This window comes from Methanolapillus africanus, from assembly GCF_032714475.1.
Taxonomy (GTDB): domain Archaea; phylum Halobacteriota; class Methanosarcinia; order Methanosarcinales; family Methanosarcinaceae; genus Methanolapillus; species Methanolapillus africanus.
The window spans coordinates 79,512-100,330 of record NZ_JAWDKD010000013.1 but is presented as its reverse complement, the minus strand read 5'-3'; the positions used below and the strand labels follow the sequence as shown (position 1 = coordinate 100,330).

The following is a 20,819-nucleotide window of genomic DNA, read 5'->3' as shown; positions in this document are numbered from 1 at the left end:
ACTCGCCAACCGACCCTCATTTTTCAAAAACAAGACTTCAAACCCGTTTGCAGTTAAAGTAAAGACTTTATAAAAACCAGCCCTTTTTGGATTTAGATTTTAAATAAAAGCATTATAAAAGCCGTTTATTAAAAATCAAAATGTATTCGAAAAGGTGACATTATGGATGAAAAATCACACATGAAATTATGGATTATTATTTTAGCCGCTGTCTTTATTGTGGTTGCGGCCGCCGGTGTTTATACGGCGATGAATAAGATGGATGCAAAAGAAAACAAAACAAACGACACTGATCTCGGCACCATTATGATCAATTGGTATTTCCCCGAATTCCCGCAATTGGTTGATAATTCCGATTTAATCGTCGTGGCAACCGTGACCGGCGAGAAAGGCGTTTGGGACACCCCTGACGGACAAAAACCGGCGAACATGACGGAATACAAAGACAATTACGGACAAATTTCAACCGAATACACGTTTCAGACGGACGACATTTTGAAAGGAACCGTCAACGACACATTTACCGGCCGCGTGAAAGGCGGCACTCTTGACGGATACACGTTTACCGCCCAAAAAGTGCCGACATTTGAAAACAACGACACGGTTTTGCTGTTCATTCAATATCCGAAAGACGAGAACGGAACTGTGATTCAACAAAACTACGTTCAAATCGGATTCCCGAACGCATTCATTGAAACCGCAAACGGAAACTTCACCAGCGAATATTACGGCGACGTCACGTTGACCCAAGTGAAAGAAGAAATTGCCTCCTAAGCAATCTCTTTTTTCATTTATTTATTCGTTTTTTATTTTTCATTTTTGCTTTTCCTTTTGTATTAAAAATCGGAAGTGGAAACTGTGGACAAAAATAAAAAAATTGCAGCCGGAATCATCATTGTTGTTGTTCTGACCGTTGCCGCCTTAGCCCTTATCATTTCAGCCGCGTTTATTTCCTTTGAAAACGATTGGGAATTAGACGACGGGACAATCCTCGTCGGCGGCATGTGTATTTGCTATGTCGGATACACCGCGGAAGAATTGATTGAAAAATCAGATGTTATTGTCATCGCAACTGTGACGGATTCTAAGGGCGTCTGGAATACATCAGATGGGGGAAAACCACCTCAATACACACATTCGAGATTATACGCCAAATTGTACCTGTTTGCCGATATGTTTTATGACAGACATCTGAATCCGGAAATCGGACCAACGTACGACATTCCGATTCATACGGAATTAACCTTTGAAACAAATGAAATTTTAAAAGGTGAAATGCCGGACACGTTCAAAAAACAAATGTGGGGCGGAACCGTTGACGGATTTACTTTCGACAACTGCACCTATGAAAGAGAGATCGGGCAGCAATTTATTCTGTTTATCGACAACGATACGAATGAAAAATTCATCTTAGAAACCGAAATTTATGAAACCGGAAAGATGTTTTACAACGGCGGCGAACAAATCAGCTTTGAAGAATTGAAAACAAAAATTAAAGCCGAAAATAATTAAATTTTTCAATTTTCAACTTTTATTTCAAATTTCTCATTTTTATTTTTTGATAATTATAAGTCTAATAATTTTCAATATGTATATATCAATTGAACATTTTTTAAAAAATAGTGAATGATGATGAACAAAAATAAAAAGATGAGAATATCAATTGCAGTTGTTTTGATTATTGCTGTATTGGTTGTTGTTGCAGCTATGTCAACATATCATGAAATCAATCGAAGATACCAAAAAGAAGACGGAACGGTCGGAACAGGATGGATGTGCGTCCTCTATGTGGAAACGCCGATGGGCGAACTGATTTCAGAATCAGATACCATTGTGATTGCAACCATCACCCAATCCGAAAGCGTTTGGAATACGCCGGATGGGGCAGCGCCACAAGAATTTTCAAGATCGAAAAATTATGCAAAACTTTACATGTACGTTCACAGCTTTTTTGATGATTCCGACGGATGGGACGCACGAGAATATCCGATTCGAACGGTTCACACATTTCAAACGGATGACGTTCTGAAAGGAGAAATGCCGGAAAAATTCACAAAACAAATGGGCGGCGGAAAAAAAGACGATTTTTTTTATGACAATGGTACAATTGACCGGGAAATCGGAGAACAAGTTGTCATATTCATCAACAGCACATCTGATTTTCTGACGGAGCCGGTTTACACCGTCAACGGCGGAAAGATTTATCATTACGGCGAACAAATCAGCTTTGAAGAATTGAAGAATAAAATTCAATCAGCAGAGAACTGAAAAATAAATCAAAAATAAAAAACTGAAAAACAAAAACTCAATCTTCAGACAATTGTTTTTCAGAAACTTTTCCTTTTCGTCCTTTCGGATCTTCACCGTAATGATTCGGTCCAACCGATCCTTCAAACAGGCATAAACAAATGTCCAAAAGGATGACGGCAAAAACCGTCACATAATTCAATCCGGGAATCAAAAGCGTTGGTTTTAAAATCCAAAGCCATCCGGACCCGTTTAGATCATGAAGGCGGCGGACGGTTTGAGAATAGTTGAATATGGATAAAAGAATCAAAAAAAGGACGTAAATTAAAAAAACCGCAAGGAGCAACAAATTCCAATAGCTGAAATAAAGATCTTTCCAAAAAAGAAGAAAAAAATAATAAAAAGCAAAATAGTTGAAAATCGCCAATAACCAGCACCCGATTGTTAAAAAAATATAAGGCGCCCGGTTGAGACGGCCTTGATATGAAAAAATGTTCATGATGGAATGCATGAACATAAAATATTTTAATAGTATATATGTGTATTTTAAAATTTAAAAATTAATAAAAAAATGGCGGCAGCTTCATAAAACAATAGATTTTACTCTTTATATTCCCGTTTTTTTGACAAAGCGCTGGCCACCATAATGGCTTTCGTATAATGCCCAGCCGACCGCGACGTGTCCACAAAAACATGGTGATCCATTAAAATCGGCGCGCCTAACCCATCACCGCCGCCCAAGAACGTTAAGGCGCGGAAAATCAAATTTCCGGAAATGCCGTTGGGCGCAATGATATAATTGGAATTCTCAAACGCTTTTTCCAAATTTAAGCCGTAATCAATCACAGTAATATCTCTTTTCTTCATTTCCCGAATGATGATGGCCGCTTCTTCTTTGCCGGCGTCGTCCGGGGTTGTGATCAAACCGACGCAGGGCATGACGCCGACGCGGCGCAGCAAATGCGTGCCGAGGCAGATGAATTTCACTTTGTCTTCCGCCGTCGTTCCTTCATCGATGCCGACCGGCGCGAAAAAATAGGGGTTTCCTTGTTTGGTGAGCAAAATCGCAATCCTGTGAATTTCATTGATGTCGCAGGCCCGTTTCAGGTTGGACAGCGAGTCGCTTGCTTTGGCGGTGCCGCGAATGGCGGCGTCCACTTTGCCCGACATCAGCATGGAAACAATTTCTTCTTCCGGCTCGTCCGTGTCCACGATTTCAAACGGTAAAGGCGCGTCCGCCGGCAAAACCGACGCCGACGCTTTTTCGATTTCCGCCCGGTTGCCGACCAAAACAACATCCGCATAGCCTTGCTCAACGGCGCGGCGGGCGCACTCAATCGTTTCCGCGTCCGCTTGCCGGACGCCCATCGCGACCGTGGCGTGTTTCAAAACCGCAAACTGCTCCATGAGACCGATGAGTTTTCTCATCTCCTTCGAATCCGCAGCCGGCAAACCGGTTTGAATAGCCGGCGCTGTTGACGTCGGAATATTGGGTGCCGATTGTTCCGGTTTTTGATTCATAAAACGTGCCTCGTTTTTAATTTAAATAATAAATGACTGAAAGTTATTTCTCATTCTGTTTGGCGTCAAGCGCTTTTAAAACCGCGTCTTTCATAACGGAAACATCCGGTTTTTGCCCGGTCCAAAGCTCAAACGCCAAAGCGCCCTGATAAACAAGCATCATGGTTCCGTTGATTGTTTTGGCGCCGGCTGTTCTGGCTTCCTTTAAGAATTTTGTTTCCTTCGGATTGTAGACAATATCGAAAACAACCGTGTTCGGAGTTAAATATTTTTTGAGCAAATTATTGCGCAAATTTTCATCCGAATCAACCGATTCCGTTTGATCGAAAACGGAAACGCTCTCATATTTTCCCATACCGAGTTCCGTCGTCTGAATAATAATATCCGCCCATTCGACATCGTCTAGCAGATTTGAAAAACCGCCGGCTGATACATTGTTTCCTGTTTTTCCGGAAATTTCCGCCGCCAGCTTTTCTGCTTTTTCCGCGGTTCGGTTGATGATTTTGAGCGGATTTTGCCGCTGTCCGAACAAAAAAGAAATGGACCGGGAAGCGCCGCCGGCGCCGATCACCAGAATATTTTTGCCGTCCGTGGAACAATTTTCAGATTCCAGCGCCAAAAGCGCGCCCATGGCGTCCGTGTTAAACGCTTCAATGCCGGTTGGCAAAAAACGGAGCGTATTAGCGGCGCCGACCATTTTTGAAAACGGATCGGGTGAAATAAAATCGAATTTTAAAACGGATTCTTTGTGCGGAATGGTGATATTCAATCCCCGGAAGCCGTCATCTTTGGCTTTTAAAACGGCATGTTCCAAATCGCCGGGTTTGACCAAAAAAGCCTCATAAACGGCCGGAATCCCGAGATTTGAAAAGGCGGCGTTGTGCATCACGGGAGACAAAGAATGGTGAATCGGGTCGCCGAAAACCCCGTATTTTTGAACATTGGACATTTCATCTGATTTCCGAGATTTGAATGAATAAAAAATAAAACAAATGTAAAATAAAAATGAAATTAAAAAACAAAAATAAAATGTGAAAAGAATTCAAAAGAATGAAGAATTCAAGAAAATCAATTGAATTCTAATTCAATCAATCAAGATCTCAAATTCAAACTTCTGAATCCGTTTTTGACTTCATCCACGCGAAGCTGCCCCGGCGCGACCGGCGCTGTAATGTAGCCGTACGACAAAACCGAACCGAAAACCGGCGCGATAATTCGGGAATACCGAAACGGACCGCCCATCGCAATCAAACAAACATTTGCTTCCGCGTCCTGAGACGCAAGTCCGGCTTCAAACAGTTTCAAAACATCGGCTTCGTTCTTGGGTGAGACGGCGATTTTGGAAATGTCGGCCCCTGCTTTTTGAGATCCGGTCAGCATTTTAACCATCGCTTTTTGAGACGGCATTTTGTCAAAGTAATGAGAAGAAATAATCACTTGCGTTTGGCTCTTTTGCGCCAGTTCCACCGATTTTTTAATTTTGCTTTTCGGACTTGACCATTCCAAATCCACAAAATCAACGTGCGGCGTGATAAAATGGATCCATTTAAATTGGTCCCGCACACTCAAATCCATTTGTCCGCCTTCGCTTTTGGAACGAAACGTCGCGATGATGGGCAAACCGGTTTCCCGGATTTTGCGGATCATGGAAACACATTCCTTTTTGACCATCTTTTCGTCAAATTTGGACATCAGGTCCCCTAAAATCAAATCATACCGGATTTCCAGAATATCGGCGCCCAATTCCCGCCCGAGAAAAGCGGAGTGAACGGCGTCTTCGGAAATGGTGCCGACGACCGCCGGGTAAAGTTGCAGATCTTGATTCGGATTTTGACTCATAAAAACACAACTCGCAAACAGTTGATGACGAACGAAATGAATATTTTCAATCAATGAAACCGTTTTTCAATCAGTTTTCAATAATTTTTTCGGTAACGGTCATGCCGAAATGCCGGCCGGCCTTTTCGGTTTTGACCAAAATTTTGTCGCCTTCTTTTAAACTCGTGATCGGAACCGTTTTACCGTCCGGCTTCACCAGTTTGATGGTTTCGGCGTTTTGAAGAATGACTTTAATTTTCTTGCCGTCCGCTTCGGCTTCAACGAGCATCATCGGGCGGGATTCGATTTTAACGCGGCCGACAATACCGGGACGCGTTTCGCCTTTTTCATTGACAATCGTCACATCGTCGCCGGCCTGAAGTTCCGACAAGTAGCGCGTCATGTCGCCGACTTTCACATACGAATAAACGGCGCCCGCATTGACGCGGAACGGCCGGGACGCCACATACTGGCTTTCCTCGACTTCGGCCTGAACCAAAAACATGCCGGAAGATTGTGATCCGATCAGCATGCCTTCGCCCGGCTCCATCAAATTGCAGGTGTCGACACAAACGCGGTCGCCCATGCCGAGCGGCTGAACTTTTGTGACCGTCGCCGGCGTTAAGGTTTCGTGAATGCGGTCGCAAGATTTGATCGCCGAAACCGATTCCCGAATTTCGTCCGGATCGTCGCAGTCAATCAAAACGCCGTCAACGCCTTTTTCCAAGATTTGAGACGCCGTTTTGACCTCGTCGCCGGAGCTGACGCACGCGATAATTTTGACGTCGTATTTCTCCAGCGCCGCAATCAAATTTTCAAGCGGAATAATCCGCCAGTCGTTGGCGGAAATGATCAGGTAATCCAGCTGCTTGCCGACTTCGGCGGCGTAGACTTCCGATTTTTTGTTTTGGATGTCCACATAGCCTGCCATCGTTTTTCCGGCGCGCTTCAAATCCCGGATCATTTTAATGTTGAGCGCCTCGGTGTAATCGTCCAGAACATCGCTGTTTTCCGGCGTGATGTCCATGACCAAAACGTCGGCGCCCTCTTTTTCTTCATCATAAAAGCACGCGACTTTAACGGCGCCGAGCTTTTTGATTTTGGAAATATCGGCCGCACCGGCAAAAACGAAGTCGACGCCGGATTCAAGACCCATCGTAATTCTGTCTTTCTTTTGTTCCCAATCGCCTTCGTCGGCTTTAATCCATGCGGTTTTCATGATATTTCCTCGTTACGTCAATATTTATATTTTATATTTTATTGAATAGACGGATAGTCGTCTTACTATTAAGTTTTACCTTTTTTTTCTTCAGCGGCACGCGCCTTTTTCTGACTGTTTTTCAATTCCGCCGGTTTGTTGCTGCTGGAATACTTGTGCGTGTTTTCTTTGGGCTTGCTCGCCGGTTTGGGCGCCGGTTTCGCCGCGGGTTTTGCGGCGGCTTTGGAAGCCGGTTTGCTTGACGATTTGGAAGACGTCGTTTTGGACGACGGCTTGCTTTTGGACGGCGATTTCTTGCCTTTGGATTTGTCTTGATCCTTATTTTTCATATAATACCAAATTCCCGCCGCAATCAGAATAATCAGCAAAATAAGGCCGCCGATCAGACCGACCGTTTTCCAGGAAATCGAATCCGGGAACAGAGTCAATCCGCTGCCTTTTCCGTCCTCATTGACATAAAAAGCAAAAGATTGGTTGTCGACCGTAATTACATTGTAGCCGACGGTTTCCGGCTTCACCGTATATGAAACGGTTTTGGTTTCATTGACGTCGAGCGTCACTTTTTTCGTCGTGGTTTGCCCGTTGTATGTGATAGAAACGTTCTGCGTTCCTTTTTCCTTGCCGACGTTGGTCACTTCAAACGGAATTTTCGTTCGTTGATTGAATCCAAAGCTGAGTTCCGACAGCGACGCGTTCGTCACCGCAAAATACGGACCGTACGCCAGAATCTGCTTCTCCATCGTGCCTTGCGCATAACCGGGTTTTGTGGCTTTGTACGCATAATATCCGGCGGCCGGCGCGGTTACGGAAACGGAGCCGTTGTCGTCGGACGTGCCGACGAGAGCGTCATTTTGATAGACGGAAGCGCCGGAAATGTACATGTTCGTGTCATCGCGAACAAAAATAACAAATGTGTCGCCTGCAAAAATATAATCCGGCGCCGTCATCGTTAATGTTTTTTCGGGATCGGTCGTCGATTTACTGGTGGTGATGGTCGAATAGCCGCTCTTTTCCGCGGAGAACTCATACGTTCCGGAATCGCCCGGCGTGTACCGGATCGTGCCGGAAGAATCCGTGTTGCCGATGCTGTTGCCGTTGACTTTCACCTGGGCGCCTTCGGCGTTGATCCAGCTGCTGCCGTCAGCGGCCAGCACTTTAATGTCAAACTCCTGGTACGGGAAAATGGAATCCGGGAGAACGAACTTCAACGATTTGGACGTGTTGTTGGACGTGCCGTTTTGGTTGAAAAAGAAGAAACGAACGGTATCGGAATCCGCCACGTGGATGGACAAATTGTTCACCAATTTGATGTCGCGGCCGCGGGACAAATCGATCGTGTCGTTGTTCAGCAAATAAAAGCCGTTCTTGCTCGTGTATTCCACCCGCATGTTGTCAATGCGCTGTCCGGCCGTGACGTTGGTCGCGTTTTCCGAGATTTGGAAAATGCCCGGGATGGAAATTTCCGTGCTGCTGCTGCCGACAAAGATGGAGCCGATACGGACGACGATCACCGGCACATTGCTGACGTCGCCGATGGTTCTTTTGTACATATAATTTTGATTTTCAGAAACGCTGACGTTTTCCACAACGGAGCCGTTGCGCATCAAAGACATATTCAGCGTCTTGCTGCTGTTTTCGCCTTCGATTTTGTTCAGTTTTAAAGAATAGCCGTTCTCAAGCGAAATTTCGGAACCGGTGCCGTAACTGCGGCTGCTGTTGTTGTTCACCAACACTTTGGAGATCTGTCCCTTTTCCAAGATATTGTAATCGCTGCTGGTGAAATTGGTTGTGTTGTTGCGGTTCGAAGAACTGTACGCCGTGTAACCGGCAAAATACTCGTCGCCGGCAATGCTGACCGAGCGGAATCCGCCCCAGTCGGAATAATTGAATGTGGAATTGTAAGACAGAATTTCGTAACTGATTTCTTTCGGATTGATGGTGCGCCCGATGCTGCCGCTGATGTCAATCGTTAAGTTTTCGGGTGTGGATCCGTCGCTCCAAACATAAGTAAATCCGTCATAACTGCGGCCGGTCCAGCTTTTTATGTTGTTGTCGTTGCGGTCGTAAACCGTGCTGCGGGACGGATACTTCTTTTCAGCGTCCGTTTTCGGATCGGAAACGAGTTCAAAGCGGAGTTTTGAGGAGTCGCCGACTTTGATTTTGATGTGGTCCATCAGCGTGACGTTGCGGTTGGCGGACAAATCGATCCGGCTCGGGTTTTTCATGACGATGGTCGTGTTGTTGACGCTGGTGATTTCCATGGCGTCGACGCGCTTATTCAAGGAAACGTCGGTCGATTTTTCGGAGATTTGGAAAAGGCCGTCGATCACAGCTTTGCCGTCCGACACTTCTTTGACGTGAACGGCGATGATGGGCGTGGTGCCGATGTTATCCAAATTCTTTTCGTAAACAAAGGTCGAGTTGCGGGAAACAGTTTCGTTCTTCACGGCGCTGCCGTCTTTTTCAAGCGAAATTCTGAACTCTTGGCTGCTGTTGTTCACATCTGAAATTCTAATCCGGTAACCGTTTTCCAAACTGAGCGTGTCGCCGGAACTGATTTTGCGTTCAGATTTTTCATTGATGAGCACTTCAAACAGTTTCTTTTCGGAAAGCGCGCTCACATTGGAATTCGCAAAATAGGCGGTGTCGTTGCGGTCACTGGAATTGTACCGGTCGTATCCGGCAAAATAAGGATCGCCGAGCCAGGCAATAAAATTATAGCTGCCCCAGTCGGCATAAGCGAACCGAGCCGGTTCAACTTCCGTTGTGTAGCGGGCGTTTGAAGAATCGATAGACCGGTTCGACGTGGTGATGCTCATTTCCAAAGATTCCGTGTACAAATTCGTGTCCGCATCATAGTAAAATCCGGAATAGATGTACGGCGTCCAGTTGTAGGTGGACGGCATTCTTTGGTCTTCATCCCAAATGTTGCTTCCTTTTGTTTCGGCAGCGGTGGCTGCGTTGAGGCAGACCGCGACGGTTAAAAGAAGAATGAGAAACAATAATAGTTTTCGTGGCGCTTGTTTTCGAATGTTCATAGAGATACCTTTGAATTGTGTGAATGAGGCGAATTGTGTGTGAAACAAATCAAAATCGATAATGGAAAAACTTGCATGAAAGCAAAGAATCAAAGAGGGATGTGGCTTAAAATTAAACGGCTGACGAAGAACGGTTTAATTTTGGAATTAAATCTCTGATTCACGTTTTAACGGTTTTAATGATATTATGCCTTCTTTATATTATAATACTTTTTTGCTCTCCCCGTTTACGATACTTTTTTTGAAAACGAACCGGACCAAAACAGATGAATCGGTTCAAAACCGTTTTTGAGACGACGGCCATCGTTTTTCAATAAAAGAAAATGAATTAAATAAAAAAAGAATCCATACAAATGAAAATTATTTAAAAAGATTGAAATAGATTCTTGTTTTCTGTCCCGGGATGACAATGAAGCAAAAGAAGAATCTCATATACCGTTTATTCAAAGACAAATCCGGCGCCTCAGCCGTTTTCGGCGCGCTTTTGCTACTCGGAATCGCAGCCGTCGCCGCGTCTGTGATCGCCGCCGACGTGCTGCCTGCGATTTCTCAAAAAGCGGAAGAAAAAGAAGAGCGGCTGTTTTTTGCCGCCGTCGTTTCTTTTTCAGAAAAAATGGACCGGCTGATGAAACAATCCGTTTCGTTTACCGGACGGAATTATTCGCTTTCGGAAAATCAAATCATTGCGGCTGAAAATTCATCTGTTTTTGCCGATGAAAACGCCGGATGTTTTCTGATTTGGACGAACGCAACGCTTCCTCCAAGTTCAACGTTTCTGATTGCGAAAAATCATTCATTCTCAGAACCGGAAACCGATAGGGATGAAGATGAAAATGAAACGCGCCAACCGTATGAAGCGTTAACGCTGAGCCAAGGTTCTGTTTTATTTTTCAAAACATACGATCACCTGCCGGATCAGATGTATTTTTACGGTCCGTCGTCATTTATTTTGGCTCAAAGAAACGGTGCAGCGTCCGTATTTTCGCCGCAAGCCGTCACGCAAAACGACGGCAAAACGCTCATTTCATTGTCCGGACAGGTTTTTAAAAGTCATACGCCGGCTGTTGAATCCGATCAAAAAAACATCCGGTTTGACGTGACAAAAACCGCAACGATTCGGGACCGGGTCAATTATTTGGAAATTCAATACGTTCCGAACAGTTTGCCGGCATCAGAATTTTCGGATTTTTACAACTATCGGAACAAAAAGATTGAGGAACAAATGGCTGCAGCAGCTGAAAAACTCAATGCATTGCCGGGATGGACGTCAGCGTTTGATCCGGAAACGAAAATCATTCAAATGGAATCGGAGATTCCGTTTGAAATCGAAATTGTCGTTTCCGAAATTGAAATCGAGTTCGGATGACGAAAAGAGAAGCGTCTCAAAGAAGAAAAAACAAAAAAAAGGATTTAAAAAATGAAAATAAAAGAAAAGCGGGCCCGGGAGGATTCGAACCCCCGACGTTCGGGTTAGAAGCCCGACGCTATATCCTGGCTAAGCCACGAGCCCAAAAAGCGGGTTCTCATCGATTTTCATCGATTGGGGATGAGAAACGTTTCTTTTTCCATATATAGTTTATGCAATACGACCGAAAAAGGCATAAAAACAAAGGAGAGAAACAATGGAGACGGTGCGAAAGACGGAGGCGGACCGGATCGTCTGATTAAAATTAATAAGCGGGGATCAAAAAAAACTGAGGTGAAAAAATGATTGAAAGTGCGACGGGAAATATATTGGAATCGGAAGCGGACTGTATCGTCAATACGGTCAACTGTGAAGGATATATGGGAAAAGGACTCGCATACCAGTTTAAACTGAAATATCCCGAAAACAACAAAGAATACATCAAGGCCTGCCAAAACGGATCACTGCGAATCGGAACACTTCATTGCCATTCGGAAAACGGAAAAATGATCGTTAATTTTCCGACAAAAGACAATTGGAGAGAAGATTCCAAACCGGAATACATCGAAAAAGGACTGGCGGCATTGGCGAGATTGATTCCGGAACTGAACATCTCTTCGATTGCTGTCCCGCCGCTGGGCTGCGGAAACGGCGGTTTAAACTGGGCGGACGTGAAACCGCTGATTGAAAAATATTTATCGGAGACGGATGTGCATGTGTACGTCTATGAGCCGGCTCAAAACAAGCCTCAGGCCGGATTTCAAGAATCTCAAAACGAATCGAAAGATCACATTCTACAGCCGGCAGCCGCCCCGAAACTGTCTGCCGCCGCTTTGATTGTCATGAAAATCAAAGAAAAATTAAACCCTTCGGGAAACTTTCGCCTTCAAGCAGCCGCTTTTTTTGTCAATGTTTTTTCTCAGCAAAACGAATTCACGTTCGTTTTAAACGAACATGAACTCGTTTTAAACGAACAGGGTCCGTATTCAAATTCAATAAACAAGATTGAGCAGGACATTGAAACATTTCTGAAGGCTTACGATGTAAGCCTCCATGAAGCGTATAAAATGACATATCGCACGCTCGTCAGCAAATCTGTGGAGAGTAAATTGAATACGTTGTCGTCCGCCATCGAAGAAGCGGCAAATTATGTGAACGCCGTTCACGACGACCGCCTGTTGGAAAACATAACCAAGATCCTGTATTTGATCCGAGAAAAAGGAACATTGTCGGAAGATGAAATTGTTTTCGAATTTAAAAGTCCGGCGGCAAAAACAAAAAACGGCAGTGGTGAAGAAATCAGGGACGGAATCAATTATTTGAGTCAAACAAAAATAATTCAAAAAAACTTAATCGGATACAGCCTGCCGACCGGCAGCCAAAAAAGAAAAGCATAATCAAGACACCACATTTATAAGAATAAAAATAAATTTTTTCAGATTTTAAAGAAAACATTTAAATGAATTGAGAATTTGATACATCTTGATTTTTTGTTATAAATTAAAATGAAAGTGATTTTCATGAGTGAACAAGAGACTTTAATTTACATGAACGGCAAATTCGTTCCGCAGGAACAAGCCCGGGTATCGGTGTTTGATCACGGTTTCCTTTACGGAGACGGCGTCTTTGAAGGCATCCGCGCCTACAACGGCCGTGTCTTCAAATTAAAAGAACACGTGGACCGTTTGTTCGATTCCGCCAAAGCCATCGACTTGGACATCGGCATGACGAAAGAACAAATGTCGGAAGCCATTTTGGAAACCCTTCGCGTCAACAACTTGACCGACGCCTACATCCGCCCGATCGTTTCCCGCGGCGACGGCGACTTAGGTCTTGACCCGCGCAAATGCGCGAAACCCAATGTTTACGTGATTGCCAAATACTGGGGCTCCATGTACGGCGATTTGTACACCGTGGGCTTAAAAGCCGTCACTGTCGGCATTCGCCGCGTGGCTCCGGACGCTCTGCCGCCGAACATCAAATCCTTGAACTATTTGAACAACATCTTGGCCAAAATCGAAGCGAACGCCAAAGGCGCCGACGAAGCGATTTTCCTCGACAACAACGGCCGCGTCGCCGAAGGTTCGGGCGACAATATCTTCGTGATTAAAAACGGCGTCGTTTACACCCCGCCAACCATCGGCAACTTAAAAGGAATCACCCGCGCAACCGCGATTGAACTTCTCCAAGAAGCGAAAATCCCGGTCAAAGTGGAAGAAATCGGCCTCTTTGATGTGTACACCGCCGACGAAATCTTCGTCACCGGCACCGCCGCCGAAGCCGCGCCGGTCGTTTACGTGGACGGACGCAACATCGGCACCGGAAAGCCGGGACCGATCACCCTCGATATGGTGAAAAGATTCGAAAAATTAACAAGCACAACCGGAACGCCGATTAAAAAATAATCGGATTCCTGTTTTTATTTTTTATATTTTTTCTTTCTCTTTTCACTCATTTTTTCTTTTTTTTTATTTTTCTATTTTCTCTTCTTCTTTGTGTTTTTTGATTTTCTTGTGTTTTTCCGGCGGACGCTGCGTGCGCGTGGTCGCAATCATTTTTATGAAACGGCGTCGAAAAATGAAGAGATCCTTTTTTCAAATCAGACAACAATAAATAGATAAAAATAAAAATATAAAAAACAAAAAACGGTAAACATCTTTATTAAAATAAATTTATTAAAAATAGAATAAATTAGAAAAGAGGATAATTGCTGCTGTTTCTCCAAAGGAAAAGACGGGGCAGAATTATTTTGATAGTTTTATTCATATAACAAATAATTTTATGATTCATCGTTTTGTTGATGAATCATATAACAACCGAAAACAGAAACAAAACCCGATCAAATCGGGAAACTTATTTTTCAAAACAATTCCGGATAAAAGACGGGTAAACTTTGTCAATAATCGTTTCCAGGTTCACAATATCTTCTTTGTTGTAACGCAGCAACGTGTCCAAGGCCTCTTCGTCGCCGCGTTCGTACCGGCGCCAAAGGCGGACGGCTTCAAAACCGTCGACGCTTTTGAGATCTTCGTCTCTTTCAATGCCGAGCGTTCGTTCGATTTTTTTCAAACCGCCGGAATAACCGATGCGTTTGAGCGGATACATGAGATCCATGTGAAGCGGACTGAATTCGATTCCCGGAAATTCGCGTTTGATAAACGGCAAATCGAAACGTGCGCCGTTAAACGTCACCAGCATTTTGTATTTTTGAAGTTCGTCGACGACGTCGTCCAAATCAATGCCTTGGACGTAGGTTCTTGCTTCTTTCCGGTTATAAATTCCGACAACGGTGATGGTGTCGTATCCGGGCGCCAGGCCGGTCGTTTCAATATCGACGAAAGCGACAGAATCTGAAAATTCGGAATAGGCGCGCCAGTGTTCCGCTGACGGCAGCCGGTCTGCAAAAAATAAGTGGTCTTGATCTTTCAAGTGTGCGGCGGATTCATCAATTCCTTTCTCCACCGCTGCTTTTTTCGTTTTGGAAATCGGCAGTTCGCTGAGTTGGGCGGCGGCGTCCTCCCAAGATTCGACGCCGGAATCCCAAATACTTTTTTCGGCGCCTTTGCCGATGCCGTCCATTTGAATGTAAGAATTTCGAAGCATAATCTGAAAAACACCTCCGGTTTATTGAATGCTGCGGTCAGTCCTTCCCTCATAACACTTTTTTGGATTTTGTCGTATACAAAAAATAAATCACGTAAGCAATCAACGCAATCAAAATAACGATGGCCACAAACGGATTGAACGTGCTTTCAAAAAACAAAGCCCACGCGACAATTGCGTAACAGCAGAGTCCGAAAACTAAAAAAAGGGCATCGTAAATTTTCGGCAAAGGGAGAGAATTCGGATTCAACGATTCATAAATGCAAAAAGCGCCTAAACTCAAATTCATAAACATAAAAAACCCGTACGGTTCTTTGTATTTCCAAGCCAAAAAAAAGACGCTCGGCACAAGCAAAACCAATAAAATTATTTTTTTTTGTGTTAAATTCATTTTTGATTCCCCTAAAAGTTATGAGCCGTGACAACGGACTCAGGATGACTTGACGATCGTACAGCATAATTCAACGTCAATGTATATTTAGTAAATGGAATCGGTCATTTCAAGCTCGTTTTGCCGACAAATATCCGGCCTGCTCAATAAAAATATCATGAAACCATATGCCCGCTTGCATTTCTTTAAGCCGCATGCTGTTTATTTTCGGTTCTTCGGCGGGTGTTTTCGTTGGAAAACAGGGGTTGGCGCAATGTCAATAGAATGCCTTTTTGATGAAAAAAGTCATGAAGCGAAAGTATATATAGATTTGAAGCACCATTTCCATTGCAATTATGCAAAAGCAAAATGCACTATTCAAACCAGTGATAAACCTCAAAAGAATATGAGATTTTATCTCAAAAGGATATGAGACAATGCAGTCTATGCAAAATGTCGATTTAAAGACAAAAGGAAACAAAAATACAAACACAGAATTCAGTACAGTCAGCAAAACAACGGTTACATTCGGAAAACTCTTCCTTCTCCTGTCCATTTTCGGGCTGGCGTGGCTTTTGACCATGATGTAAGAGACATGTAAACGTACGGATGTCATCCGTTTATCTTTTCCATCAGAAGCCCGGGAAACACCTGTTTCCCGGGCTTTTTTTTGGTTTTGCGCGGCATCCGCGCACGCGTTATGGCGATCGTTTCTGACGGCGCGCCAATAAAAATCAGAGTCCGTTATTGTTTCTCTTTTTGATGCTGAAGTTTGTTTTTCTGATCCAAAGCAAACGTAAGCGCGTTGATCTGCGTCGGAATGGCGCCGATTGCCGTACACGTTTCCAGGGAAATGCGTTTGGACGTGATGTCCAAATGGTATTCCGCCCGCTCAAACAAGTCCTTGGGCAATCCTTTCCGGCCGAGTCCGACCAAAAACATGTACGATTTCTTTTTCAGATTCCCGTCGGCGACGTCCAGCGGCGTCAGCGTTTTTTGCGGGGACGGTTTGGACGTCGTCGTCACGATGGAGCCGAAGTGCGCCGGAAAGCCTTTGGGCGGCAAATCCGAAACATAAAGGTGGTGTTCGTTGTTGAGCAGTTCCAAATATTTGCCGGATTCGCCGATGGTCGTCTCTCCCCGGACAAATTCCACCAATTCTTCTTTTTCCATCTTAAACGGAAAATCGAACAGCGCCAACGAAAAATCATAAGCGTAACAAATCGGGGCCGCCCGCGCAATGGCGCGGTAGTGGGCGTCCACGATTTTAATTTTGTCATACATATTGACAATGCCGAGCGTTAACATAAATTCACATCAATTTTAAATCTTATTTAGGCGGCCGTTTGTATTTTATCCGCTTTTGTTCCCCACAGCTTTTGGATGCCTTTGATGGAAACGGAAATACCGAGACCGAAAAGCAAAACGGCGAAGAATAACTGAAGACCGTCGCTGTAGATGATAAAGTCATGGGTGATAAATAATTTTTCAAACAATTTCAACACCGTGAGAGAAAGCGCCGAAAACGTCACCGCCATCATGAAAATCATCGGAATGTACAACATAAATCCTTTCTTGTTCGTCTTTTTGAGAAAAACGGCCAAAACGATCAGCGTCAGCGCCGCTAAAAGCTGGTTGGCGGAGCCGAACAGCGACCAAATATTCAGGTAGCCGCCCAGCGACAACAAAAATCCGAGGAAAAGCGTCACTGCGGTTGCAAAGAATTTGTTGCCCATGATTTTGTTCCAAGACGTGTTTTTCTTTTCCGGATTGCTGTTCATGAAAAGTTCGGAAAACGTCAGGCGGCCGATTCTGGAAATCGTGTCCAAAGACGTCAGCGCAAACGCGGAAATCGCGAGCGTCATCAAGGTATAGGACAACTCGACCGGCAAACCGACGGTCGCCAAAAATCCGGAAATAGCTGTCGCAAAGATGACAGGCGGCGTTCCGGATGGAATTTGTCCGCCGACGGCGATGGCGCCGACGGCAATAATGGCAACGACCGCCAGCAGCACTTCCACCAGCATTGCGCCGAACGAGATCGGAAGAATGTCGCGTTCATTGTCGATTTGTTTGGACGTCGTGCCTGAACAAATCAAACTGTGGAATCCGGAAACGGCACCGCACGCAACGGTCACGAAAAGCATCGGGAACAAATACTGTCCGTTAACGACAAAACCGGAATAAGCGGGCAGCTGAATGGTCGGATTGGCGACGATAATGCCGACAAAGGCGGCGGCCATCATGGCCAAAAGCAAAAAGGAACAGAGATAGTCGCGCGGCTGAAGCAAAATCCAAATGGGCGTCACCGACGCGACGAAAATGTAGAGGAAAACGACGTAGAGCCAGGTGGTTTCGGACAAATAAATCGGATAAGTCATGCCGACGGCCAGGCAGATAATAATGAGAACAACGGCGACAACTGTCGAAACGATGGCATTCGGCTTTTTGAAATAAACGAAAACGCCCAGAAGAAGCGCTGCCAAAACGAACATGATCGACGTGGACGCGGTGGCTGCGTTGGAGTAATTCATCACCGTTTCACCGCTGCTGCTCAAAGTCATTCCGGAAAACGTACCGGCGACAATGTTGGCGAAAGCCGCAATGACTAAAATCGATAACAACCAAACGAAAAGCAAGAAGAAGATTTTACCGCTTTTGCCGATGTACATTTCAATCAAGTAACCCATCGATTTGCCTTCATTTTTGACAGAGGCGTAAAGCGCGCCGAAATCGTGAACGGCGCCGATGAAAATACCGCCGACGAGAACCCAAAGCAGAACCGGAAGCCAGCCGAACATCGCCGCGATGATCGGACCGTTGATCGGACCCGCGCCGGCGATGGATGAAAATTGGTGCCCGAACAAAACGTTCTTTTTGGCCGGAACATAATCCACGCCGTCTTGAAGCGTGTGCGCCGGCGTTTCTTTTTTCGGGTCGACGCCCCATGTCCGCTCGAGCCATTTGCCGTATAAAATGTATGCCAGAGCGAGGATAATAATGGACCCGCCCATTAAAATGATACCGTTCATTGTTCCCACCTGTTATTCGTCAAAAGTCACAAACCATCGTTTTCAAATTTACAAATCAAATTTACAAATCAAGATTTATCAAAAAATTGAAAAGGATTTGATGACATATATATTTATTTTAATGAATATTAATAAACCGTTTTTTAAAACAGACTTAAATAATGAATTTAAAAGATGAATAAAAATAATAAAAGTCAACAAATGATTTTTGTTGACATTAATTGTGTTGACATTAATTGTGTTGACATTAGTTGTGTTTGATTATTTTAGAAAGCGCTTTTTGAACGCAGGATTCGAATTTCTGACAATCGCGGCATTCCGTCCAAAGCTCTTTCTTTTCCGAGTCGTCGATTGCGGAAAATCCCTGATTAATAAAGAATTCCGGCGACGTTGTTCGGGTGTAAATCGTTGTCGATAAAGCCGGACTTCCGGAACATAAAATATCCGTCGACATGGCCAGCAAAAGCTGCGCGCCGACGCCTTTGTTTTTATAGGACGGCAAAACCGCAATCGTATGGATTTCATAAAATGATTGGAAATTCACCGAACAGCGCTGGTCGTAAACGGCGCAGCCGATAATCTTGGGGCGGCCTTTGACATCAATTTCGGCCACCAAAAATCTTTCGTGCGGAACGTCTTCCCGGTCCAAAAAGTAGGTGGAAAGAATGACGTCAATCGAAACGGCGTCTTCTGCCGTTGCCGGACGAATTTTCGCTTGAAGAATGTTTGCCGCCGAATCGGAACAGGCGGCAGTTTCAGATTCTTCCGTATCGTTATCCCGAGTCATAGGTCCATGCTCCCGCTTCGGAATCCTTCCAGATCCAAAGTCACATATGAAAATCCGCTCTTTTTCAGAAAATCAATCACGGATTGAATTTTTAAACCGTTTGAACCACTCGATCCAACCGAACCGCTTGAAATACCTGAAACGCCTGAAACGCCTGAACCGTTGCACGGCGTCGAATCAAACAACTTTTCCATTTCGCTGTTGTTAATTTCAATGCGGGCGAACTTTCGGCGTTCGGAATCAATGTGGCAGCGGATTCGGATTTGAGAAAAGCCGCATTTGACCATCATTTCTTCGGCGGTGTCGATGGTTTTGAGCAGCTCCGGCGTTAAGACCGTATCGTATGTAAAACGCGTGGCTAAACACGACATCGACGGCTTGTCGGAAGAAAGCACCTTTCTTTTTTTGGACATTTTCCGGATGTCGTCCTTGGTAATTTGAAGTTCCACGTACGGCATTTGGATTTTAAAATCGGAATTGTTGTTGATTTCCAAAATCGCATTGTATCCCGGGCGGGAAACGGTTCCCATCACGTCGGAATAGTTGGTGCCGTCGACGACGGCCTCAAACCCTTGATCCTTGGCGATTTGGATGAGCGACTCCATGATTTCTTTTTTGCACACGAAACACCGGTTGAGTTCGTTTTTCCGGATGCCTTTCATGTCCAGCATTCTTTTTTCCAGAAGAATGTGCGAAACACCGATATCGGCAGCGATTTTTCGTGCGTTTTCAAGTTCGCGTTCCGGAACCAAAGGAGAAGAAACGGTGACGGCCAAAACTTTTAAGCCCGGCGTTTCCGCGGCCACCGCGGCGAGAAGCGAACTGTCGACGCCGCCCGAAAACGCAACAAGGACGTTTTTGCGGCGCGCAAAGAAATCTTTTAATTCTTGCTCTTTTTTTTCGGTCCGGAAAATTTCGGAAACAGCCATTGTTTTTCACCGCCTGTTATTGTCAATCGAAATATACGTTTTAAATTATTTTATATATTCATCGTTGGATATGTAAACCAAATATACAAATTTAAATATGAAACATTAATGTAGTTTCGTTTTGAGATTATTTAAAATTATTCTGTACAAATTATTCAATGCACAAAATTTAAATCAACGTAGATTGAAGTGGAGTCATTATGACAGCAATAAACAATACTTTTCAAGGAAAGGCTTTCAAATTCGGCGACGACGTCGACACGGACGCGATCATTTCCGGCACCTGCTTGATTTACAACACGCCCGAGGAATTGTCCAAATACACGTTTTGCAGCGTCCGCCCGGACTTTGTCGCCCAAGTAAAACCGGGAGATATCATTGTCGGCGGCAGCAATTTTGGCTGCGGCTCCTCCCGCGAGCATGCGCCCTTGGCTTTGATCGGCTCCGGCGTCAGCTGCGTGATCGCCAAATCCTTTGCCCGCATCTTCTTCAGAAACTCGATCAATATCGGGTTACCGCTGATCGAGTGCGCCGACGCGGATAAAATCGCGGAAGGCGACGTTTTAGAAGTGAATTTAAGCGCCGGCACCGTTAAAAATCTGACCAAAAAGGAAGAATACAAATCCACGCCGCTGCCGGATTTCCTCATGGAAATCGTCAACGACGGCGGACTTGTCAAACATGTCCGGCAAGAAATTTTTGAGTAAATCGAAACCGGATTTATTCAAAAATTCGACCTGAATCATTCATTCAAATTAATTTGAATGAATTAACTCAATAATTAATTCATTCAAATTTAATTCATTTATCAAAATTAATCAAATCATCAAAAAACATATTCATTGGAAGT

Annotated in this window: 21 protein-coding genes and 1 tRNA gene; 9 read left to right on the top strand and 13 right to left on the bottom strand. The window is 44.6% G+C overall.

What is annotated here, in order from left to right; translation table 11 throughout:
• Positions 1–162: 162 nt before the first annotated feature.
• From MsAg5_RS03620 to MsAg5_RS03610, 3 genes are all read left to right on the top strand, one after another.
• On the top strand, positions 163–774 hold the full coding sequence (locus MsAg5_RS03620) for a hypothetical protein (RefSeq protein WP_338099259.1): 612 nt from the start codon (positions 163–165) through the stop codon (positions 772–774).
• 84 nt (positions 775–858) lie between these two features.
• A complete protein-coding gene (locus MsAg5_RS03615) occupies positions 859–1,512 on the top strand; it encodes a hypothetical protein (protein ID WP_338099258.1) in 654 nt (217 codons plus the stop codon).
• 138 nt (positions 1,513–1,650) lie between these two features.
• The gene (locus tag MsAg5_RS03610) at positions 1,651–2,268 is read left to right on the top strand and encodes a hypothetical protein (protein WP_338099257.1); all 618 of its coding nucleotides are present in this window, start codon (positions 1,651–1,653) and stop codon (positions 2,266–2,268) included.
• Positions 2,269–2,305: 37 nt separating this feature from the next.
• Here the strand turns inward: MsAg5_RS03610 and MsAg5_RS03605 are convergent, their stop codons facing one another.
• The 6 genes from MsAg5_RS03605 to MsAg5_RS03580 all read right to left on the bottom strand — a co-directional run bounded on the left by MsAg5_RS03605 (position 2,306) and on the right by MsAg5_RS03580 (position 9,843).
• Positions 2,306–2,746 (bottom strand): DUF805 domain-containing protein, encoded by a 441-nt coding sequence (locus MsAg5_RS03605; protein WP_338099278.1) that lies wholly within the window; start codon positions 2,744–2,746, stop codon positions 2,306–2,308.
• A 101-nt stretch (positions 2,747–2,847) separates the two neighbouring features.
• Positions 2,848–3,768 carry a methyltransferase gene (locus MsAg5_RS03600; protein ID WP_338099256.1) on the bottom strand — a complete coding sequence of 307 codons (921 nt, stop codon included), beginning with the start codon at positions 3,766–3,768 and terminating at the stop codon, positions 2,848–2,850.
• A gap of 43 nt (positions 3,769–3,811) precedes the next feature.
• A complete protein-coding gene (aroE, locus tag MsAg5_RS03595; RefSeq protein ID WP_338099255.1) occupies positions 3,812–4,717 on the bottom strand; it encodes a shikimate dehydrogenase in 906 nt (301 codons plus the stop codon).
• Positions 4,718–4,860: 143 nt separating this feature from the next.
• Positions 4,861–5,607, bottom strand: coding sequence for a type I 3-dehydroquinate dehydratase (gene aroD / locus MsAg5_RS03590; RefSeq protein WP_338099254.1), 747 nt, complete (start codon positions 5,605–5,607; stop codon positions 4,861–4,863).
• A gap of 70 nt (positions 5,608–5,677) precedes the next feature.
• On the bottom strand, positions 5,678–6,805 hold the full coding sequence (locus tag MsAg5_RS03585; RefSeq protein WP_338099253.1) for a 3-dehydroquinate synthase II: 1,128 nt from the start codon (positions 6,803–6,805) through the stop codon (positions 5,678–5,680).
• Positions 6,806–6,873: 68 nt separating this feature from the next.
• The gene (locus MsAg5_RS03580; RefSeq protein WP_338099252.1) at positions 6,874–9,843 is read right to left on the bottom strand and encodes an S-layer protein domain-containing protein; all 2,970 of its coding nucleotides are present in this window, start codon (positions 9,841–9,843) and stop codon (positions 6,874–6,876) included.
• Positions 9,844–10,246: 403 nt separating this feature from the next.
• On the opposite strand from MsAg5_RS03580, the gene MsAg5_RS03575 reads away from it, so the two are divergent.
• A complete protein-coding gene (locus tag MsAg5_RS03575) occupies positions 10,247–11,209 on the top strand; it encodes a hypothetical protein (protein WP_338099251.1) in 963 nt (320 codons plus the stop codon).
• A gap of 69 nt (positions 11,210–11,278) precedes the next feature.
• Here the strand turns inward: MsAg5_RS03575 and MsAg5_RS03570 are convergent.
• Positions 11,279–11,353: transfer RNA gene (locus tag MsAg5_RS03570), tRNA-Arg, on the bottom strand.
• 197 nt (positions 11,354–11,550) lie between these two features.
• On the opposite strand from MsAg5_RS03570, the gene darG reads away from it, so the two are divergent.
• Both darG and ilvE read left to right on the top strand, forming a co-directional pair.
• Entirely contained in the window at positions 11,551–12,645 is a 1,095-nt protein-coding gene (gene darG / locus MsAg5_RS03565) for a type II toxin-antitoxin system antitoxin DNA ADP-ribosyl glycohydrolase DarG (RefSeq protein WP_338099250.1), read from the top strand.
• Between the two features lie 123 nt (positions 12,646–12,768).
• Positions 12,769–13,653, top strand: a complete 885-nt coding sequence (gene ilvE, locus MsAg5_RS03560; RefSeq protein ID WP_338099249.1) for a branched-chain-amino-acid transaminase — start codon at positions 12,769–12,771, stop codon at positions 13,651–13,653.
• Between the two features lie 448 nt (positions 13,654–14,101).
• Here the strand turns inward: ilvE and MsAg5_RS03555 are convergent, their stop codons facing one another.
• Entirely contained in the window at positions 14,102–14,851 is a 750-nt protein-coding gene (locus MsAg5_RS03555) for a ribonuclease H-like domain-containing protein (protein ID WP_338099248.1), read from the bottom strand.
• Positions 14,852–14,900: 49 nt separating this feature from the next.
• Positions 14,901–15,242 carry a hypothetical protein gene (locus tag MsAg5_RS03550; RefSeq protein ID WP_338099247.1) on the bottom strand — a complete coding sequence of 114 codons (342 nt, stop codon included), beginning with the start codon at positions 15,240–15,242 and terminating at the stop codon, positions 14,901–14,903.
• A gap of 94 nt (positions 15,243–15,336) precedes the next feature.
• On the opposite strand from MsAg5_RS03550, the gene MsAg5_RS03545 reads away from it, so the two are divergent.
• Positions 15,337–15,654 carry a hypothetical protein gene (locus MsAg5_RS03545; RefSeq protein WP_338099246.1) on the top strand — a complete coding sequence of 106 codons (318 nt, stop codon included), beginning with the start codon at positions 15,337–15,339 and terminating at the stop codon, positions 15,652–15,654.
• 4 nt (positions 15,655–15,658) lie between these two features.
• Positions 15,659–15,811, top strand: a complete 153-nt coding sequence (locus MsAg5_RS03540; protein ID WP_338099245.1) for a hypothetical protein — start codon at positions 15,659–15,661, stop codon at positions 15,809–15,811.
• A 154-nt stretch (positions 15,812–15,965) separates the two neighbouring features.
• Here the strand turns inward: MsAg5_RS03540 and MsAg5_RS03535 are convergent, their stop codons facing one another.
• From MsAg5_RS03535 to larE, 4 genes are all read right to left on the bottom strand, one after another.
• The gene (locus tag MsAg5_RS03535; protein ID WP_338099244.1) at positions 15,966–16,529 is read right to left on the bottom strand and encodes a DUF531 domain-containing protein; all 564 of its coding nucleotides are present in this window, start codon (positions 16,527–16,529) and stop codon (positions 15,966–15,968) included.
• Between the two features lie 26 nt (positions 16,530–16,555).
• Positions 16,556–18,253 (bottom strand): carbon starvation CstA family protein, encoded by a 1,698-nt coding sequence (locus MsAg5_RS03530; RefSeq protein ID WP_338099243.1) that lies wholly within the window; start codon positions 18,251–18,253, stop codon positions 16,556–16,558.
• 247 nt (positions 18,254–18,500) lie between these two features.
• Positions 18,501–19,040 (bottom strand): GNAT family N-acetyltransferase, encoded by a 540-nt coding sequence (locus MsAg5_RS03525; RefSeq protein ID WP_338099242.1) that lies wholly within the window; start codon positions 19,038–19,040, stop codon positions 18,501–18,503.
• Entirely contained in the window at positions 19,037–19,969 is a 933-nt protein-coding gene (gene larE, locus MsAg5_RS03520; protein ID WP_338099241.1) for an ATP-dependent sacrificial sulfur transferase LarE, read from the bottom strand. Before larE ends, MsAg5_RS03525 begins: the two co-directional genes overlap by 4 nt.
• Before the next feature lie 200 nt (positions 19,970–20,169).
• Here larE and MsAg5_RS03515 point away from each other — a divergent pair, with 200 nt between their 5' ends.
• Entirely contained in the window at positions 20,170–20,676 is a 507-nt protein-coding gene (locus MsAg5_RS03515) for a 3-isopropylmalate dehydratase small subunit (protein ID WP_338099240.1), read from the top strand.
• The last annotated feature ends 143 nt before the right edge of the window (positions 20,677–20,819 follow it).

Coding starts and splice junctions, on each gene's coding strand:
- MsAg5_RS03620 (WP_338099259.1), top strand. CDS start 163: ATGGATGAAAAATCACACATGAAATTATGGATTATTATTTTAGCCGCT.
- MsAg5_RS03610 (WP_338099257.1), top strand. CDS start 1,651: ATGAGAATATCAATTGCAGTTGTTTTGATTATTGCTGTATTGGTTGTT.
- MsAg5_RS03605 (WP_338099278.1), bottom strand. CDS start 2,746: ATGAACATTTTTTCATATCAAGGCCGTCTCAACCGGGCGCCTTATATT.
- MsAg5_RS03600 (WP_338099256.1), bottom strand. CDS start 3,768: ATGAATCAAAAACCGGAACAATCGGCACCCAATATTCCGACGTCAACA.
- aroE (WP_338099255.1), bottom strand. CDS start 4,717: ATGTCCAATGTTCAAAAATACGGGGTTTTCGGCGACCCGATTCACCAT.
- aroD (WP_338099254.1), bottom strand. CDS start 5,607: ATGAGTCAAAATCCGAATCAAGATCTGCAACTTTACCCGGCGGTCGTC.
- MsAg5_RS03585 (WP_338099253.1), bottom strand. CDS start 6,805: ATGAAAACCGCATGGATTAAAGCCGACGAAGGCGATTGGGAACAAAAG.
- MsAg5_RS03580 (WP_338099252.1), bottom strand. CDS start 9,843: ATGAACATTCGAAAACAAGCGCCACGAAAACTATTATTGTTTCTCATT.
- MsAg5_RS03575 (WP_338099251.1), top strand. CDS start 10,247: ATGACAATGAAGCAAAAGAAGAATCTCATATACCGTTTATTCAAAGAC.
- darG (WP_338099250.1), top strand. CDS start 11,551: ATGATTGAAAGTGCGACGGGAAATATATTGGAATCGGAAGCGGACTGT.
- ilvE (WP_338099249.1), top strand. CDS start 12,769: ATGAGTGAACAAGAGACTTTAATTTACATGAACGGCAAATTCGTTCCG.
- MsAg5_RS03555 (WP_338099248.1), bottom strand. CDS start 14,851: ATGCTTCGAAATTCTTACATTCAAATGGACGGCATCGGCAAAGGCGCC.
- MsAg5_RS03550 (WP_338099247.1), bottom strand. CDS start 15,242: ATGAATTTAACACAAAAAAAAATAATTTTATTGGTTTTGCTTGTGCCG.
- MsAg5_RS03545 (WP_338099246.1), top strand. CDS start 15,337: ATGGAATCGGTCATTTCAAGCTCGTTTTGCCGACAAATATCCGGCCTG.
- MsAg5_RS03540 (WP_338099245.1), top strand. CDS start 15,659: ATGCAGTCTATGCAAAATGTCGATTTAAAGACAAAAGGAAACAAAAAT.
- MsAg5_RS03535 (WP_338099244.1), bottom strand. CDS start 16,529: ATGTTAACGCTCGGCATTGTCAATATGTATGACAAAATTAAAATCGTG.
- MsAg5_RS03530 (WP_338099243.1), bottom strand. CDS start 18,253: ATGAACGGTATCATTTTAATGGGCGGGTCCATTATTATCCTCGCTCTG.
- MsAg5_RS03525 (WP_338099242.1), bottom strand. CDS start 19,040: ATGACTCGGGATAACGATACGGAAGAATCTGAAACTGCCGCCTGTTCC.
- larE (WP_338099241.1), bottom strand. CDS start 19,969: ATGGCTGTTTCCGAAATTTTCCGGACCGAAAAAAAAGAGCAAGAATTA.
- MsAg5_RS03515 (WP_338099240.1), top strand. CDS start 20,170: ATGACAGCAATAAACAATACTTTTCAAGGAAAGGCTTTCAAATTCGGC.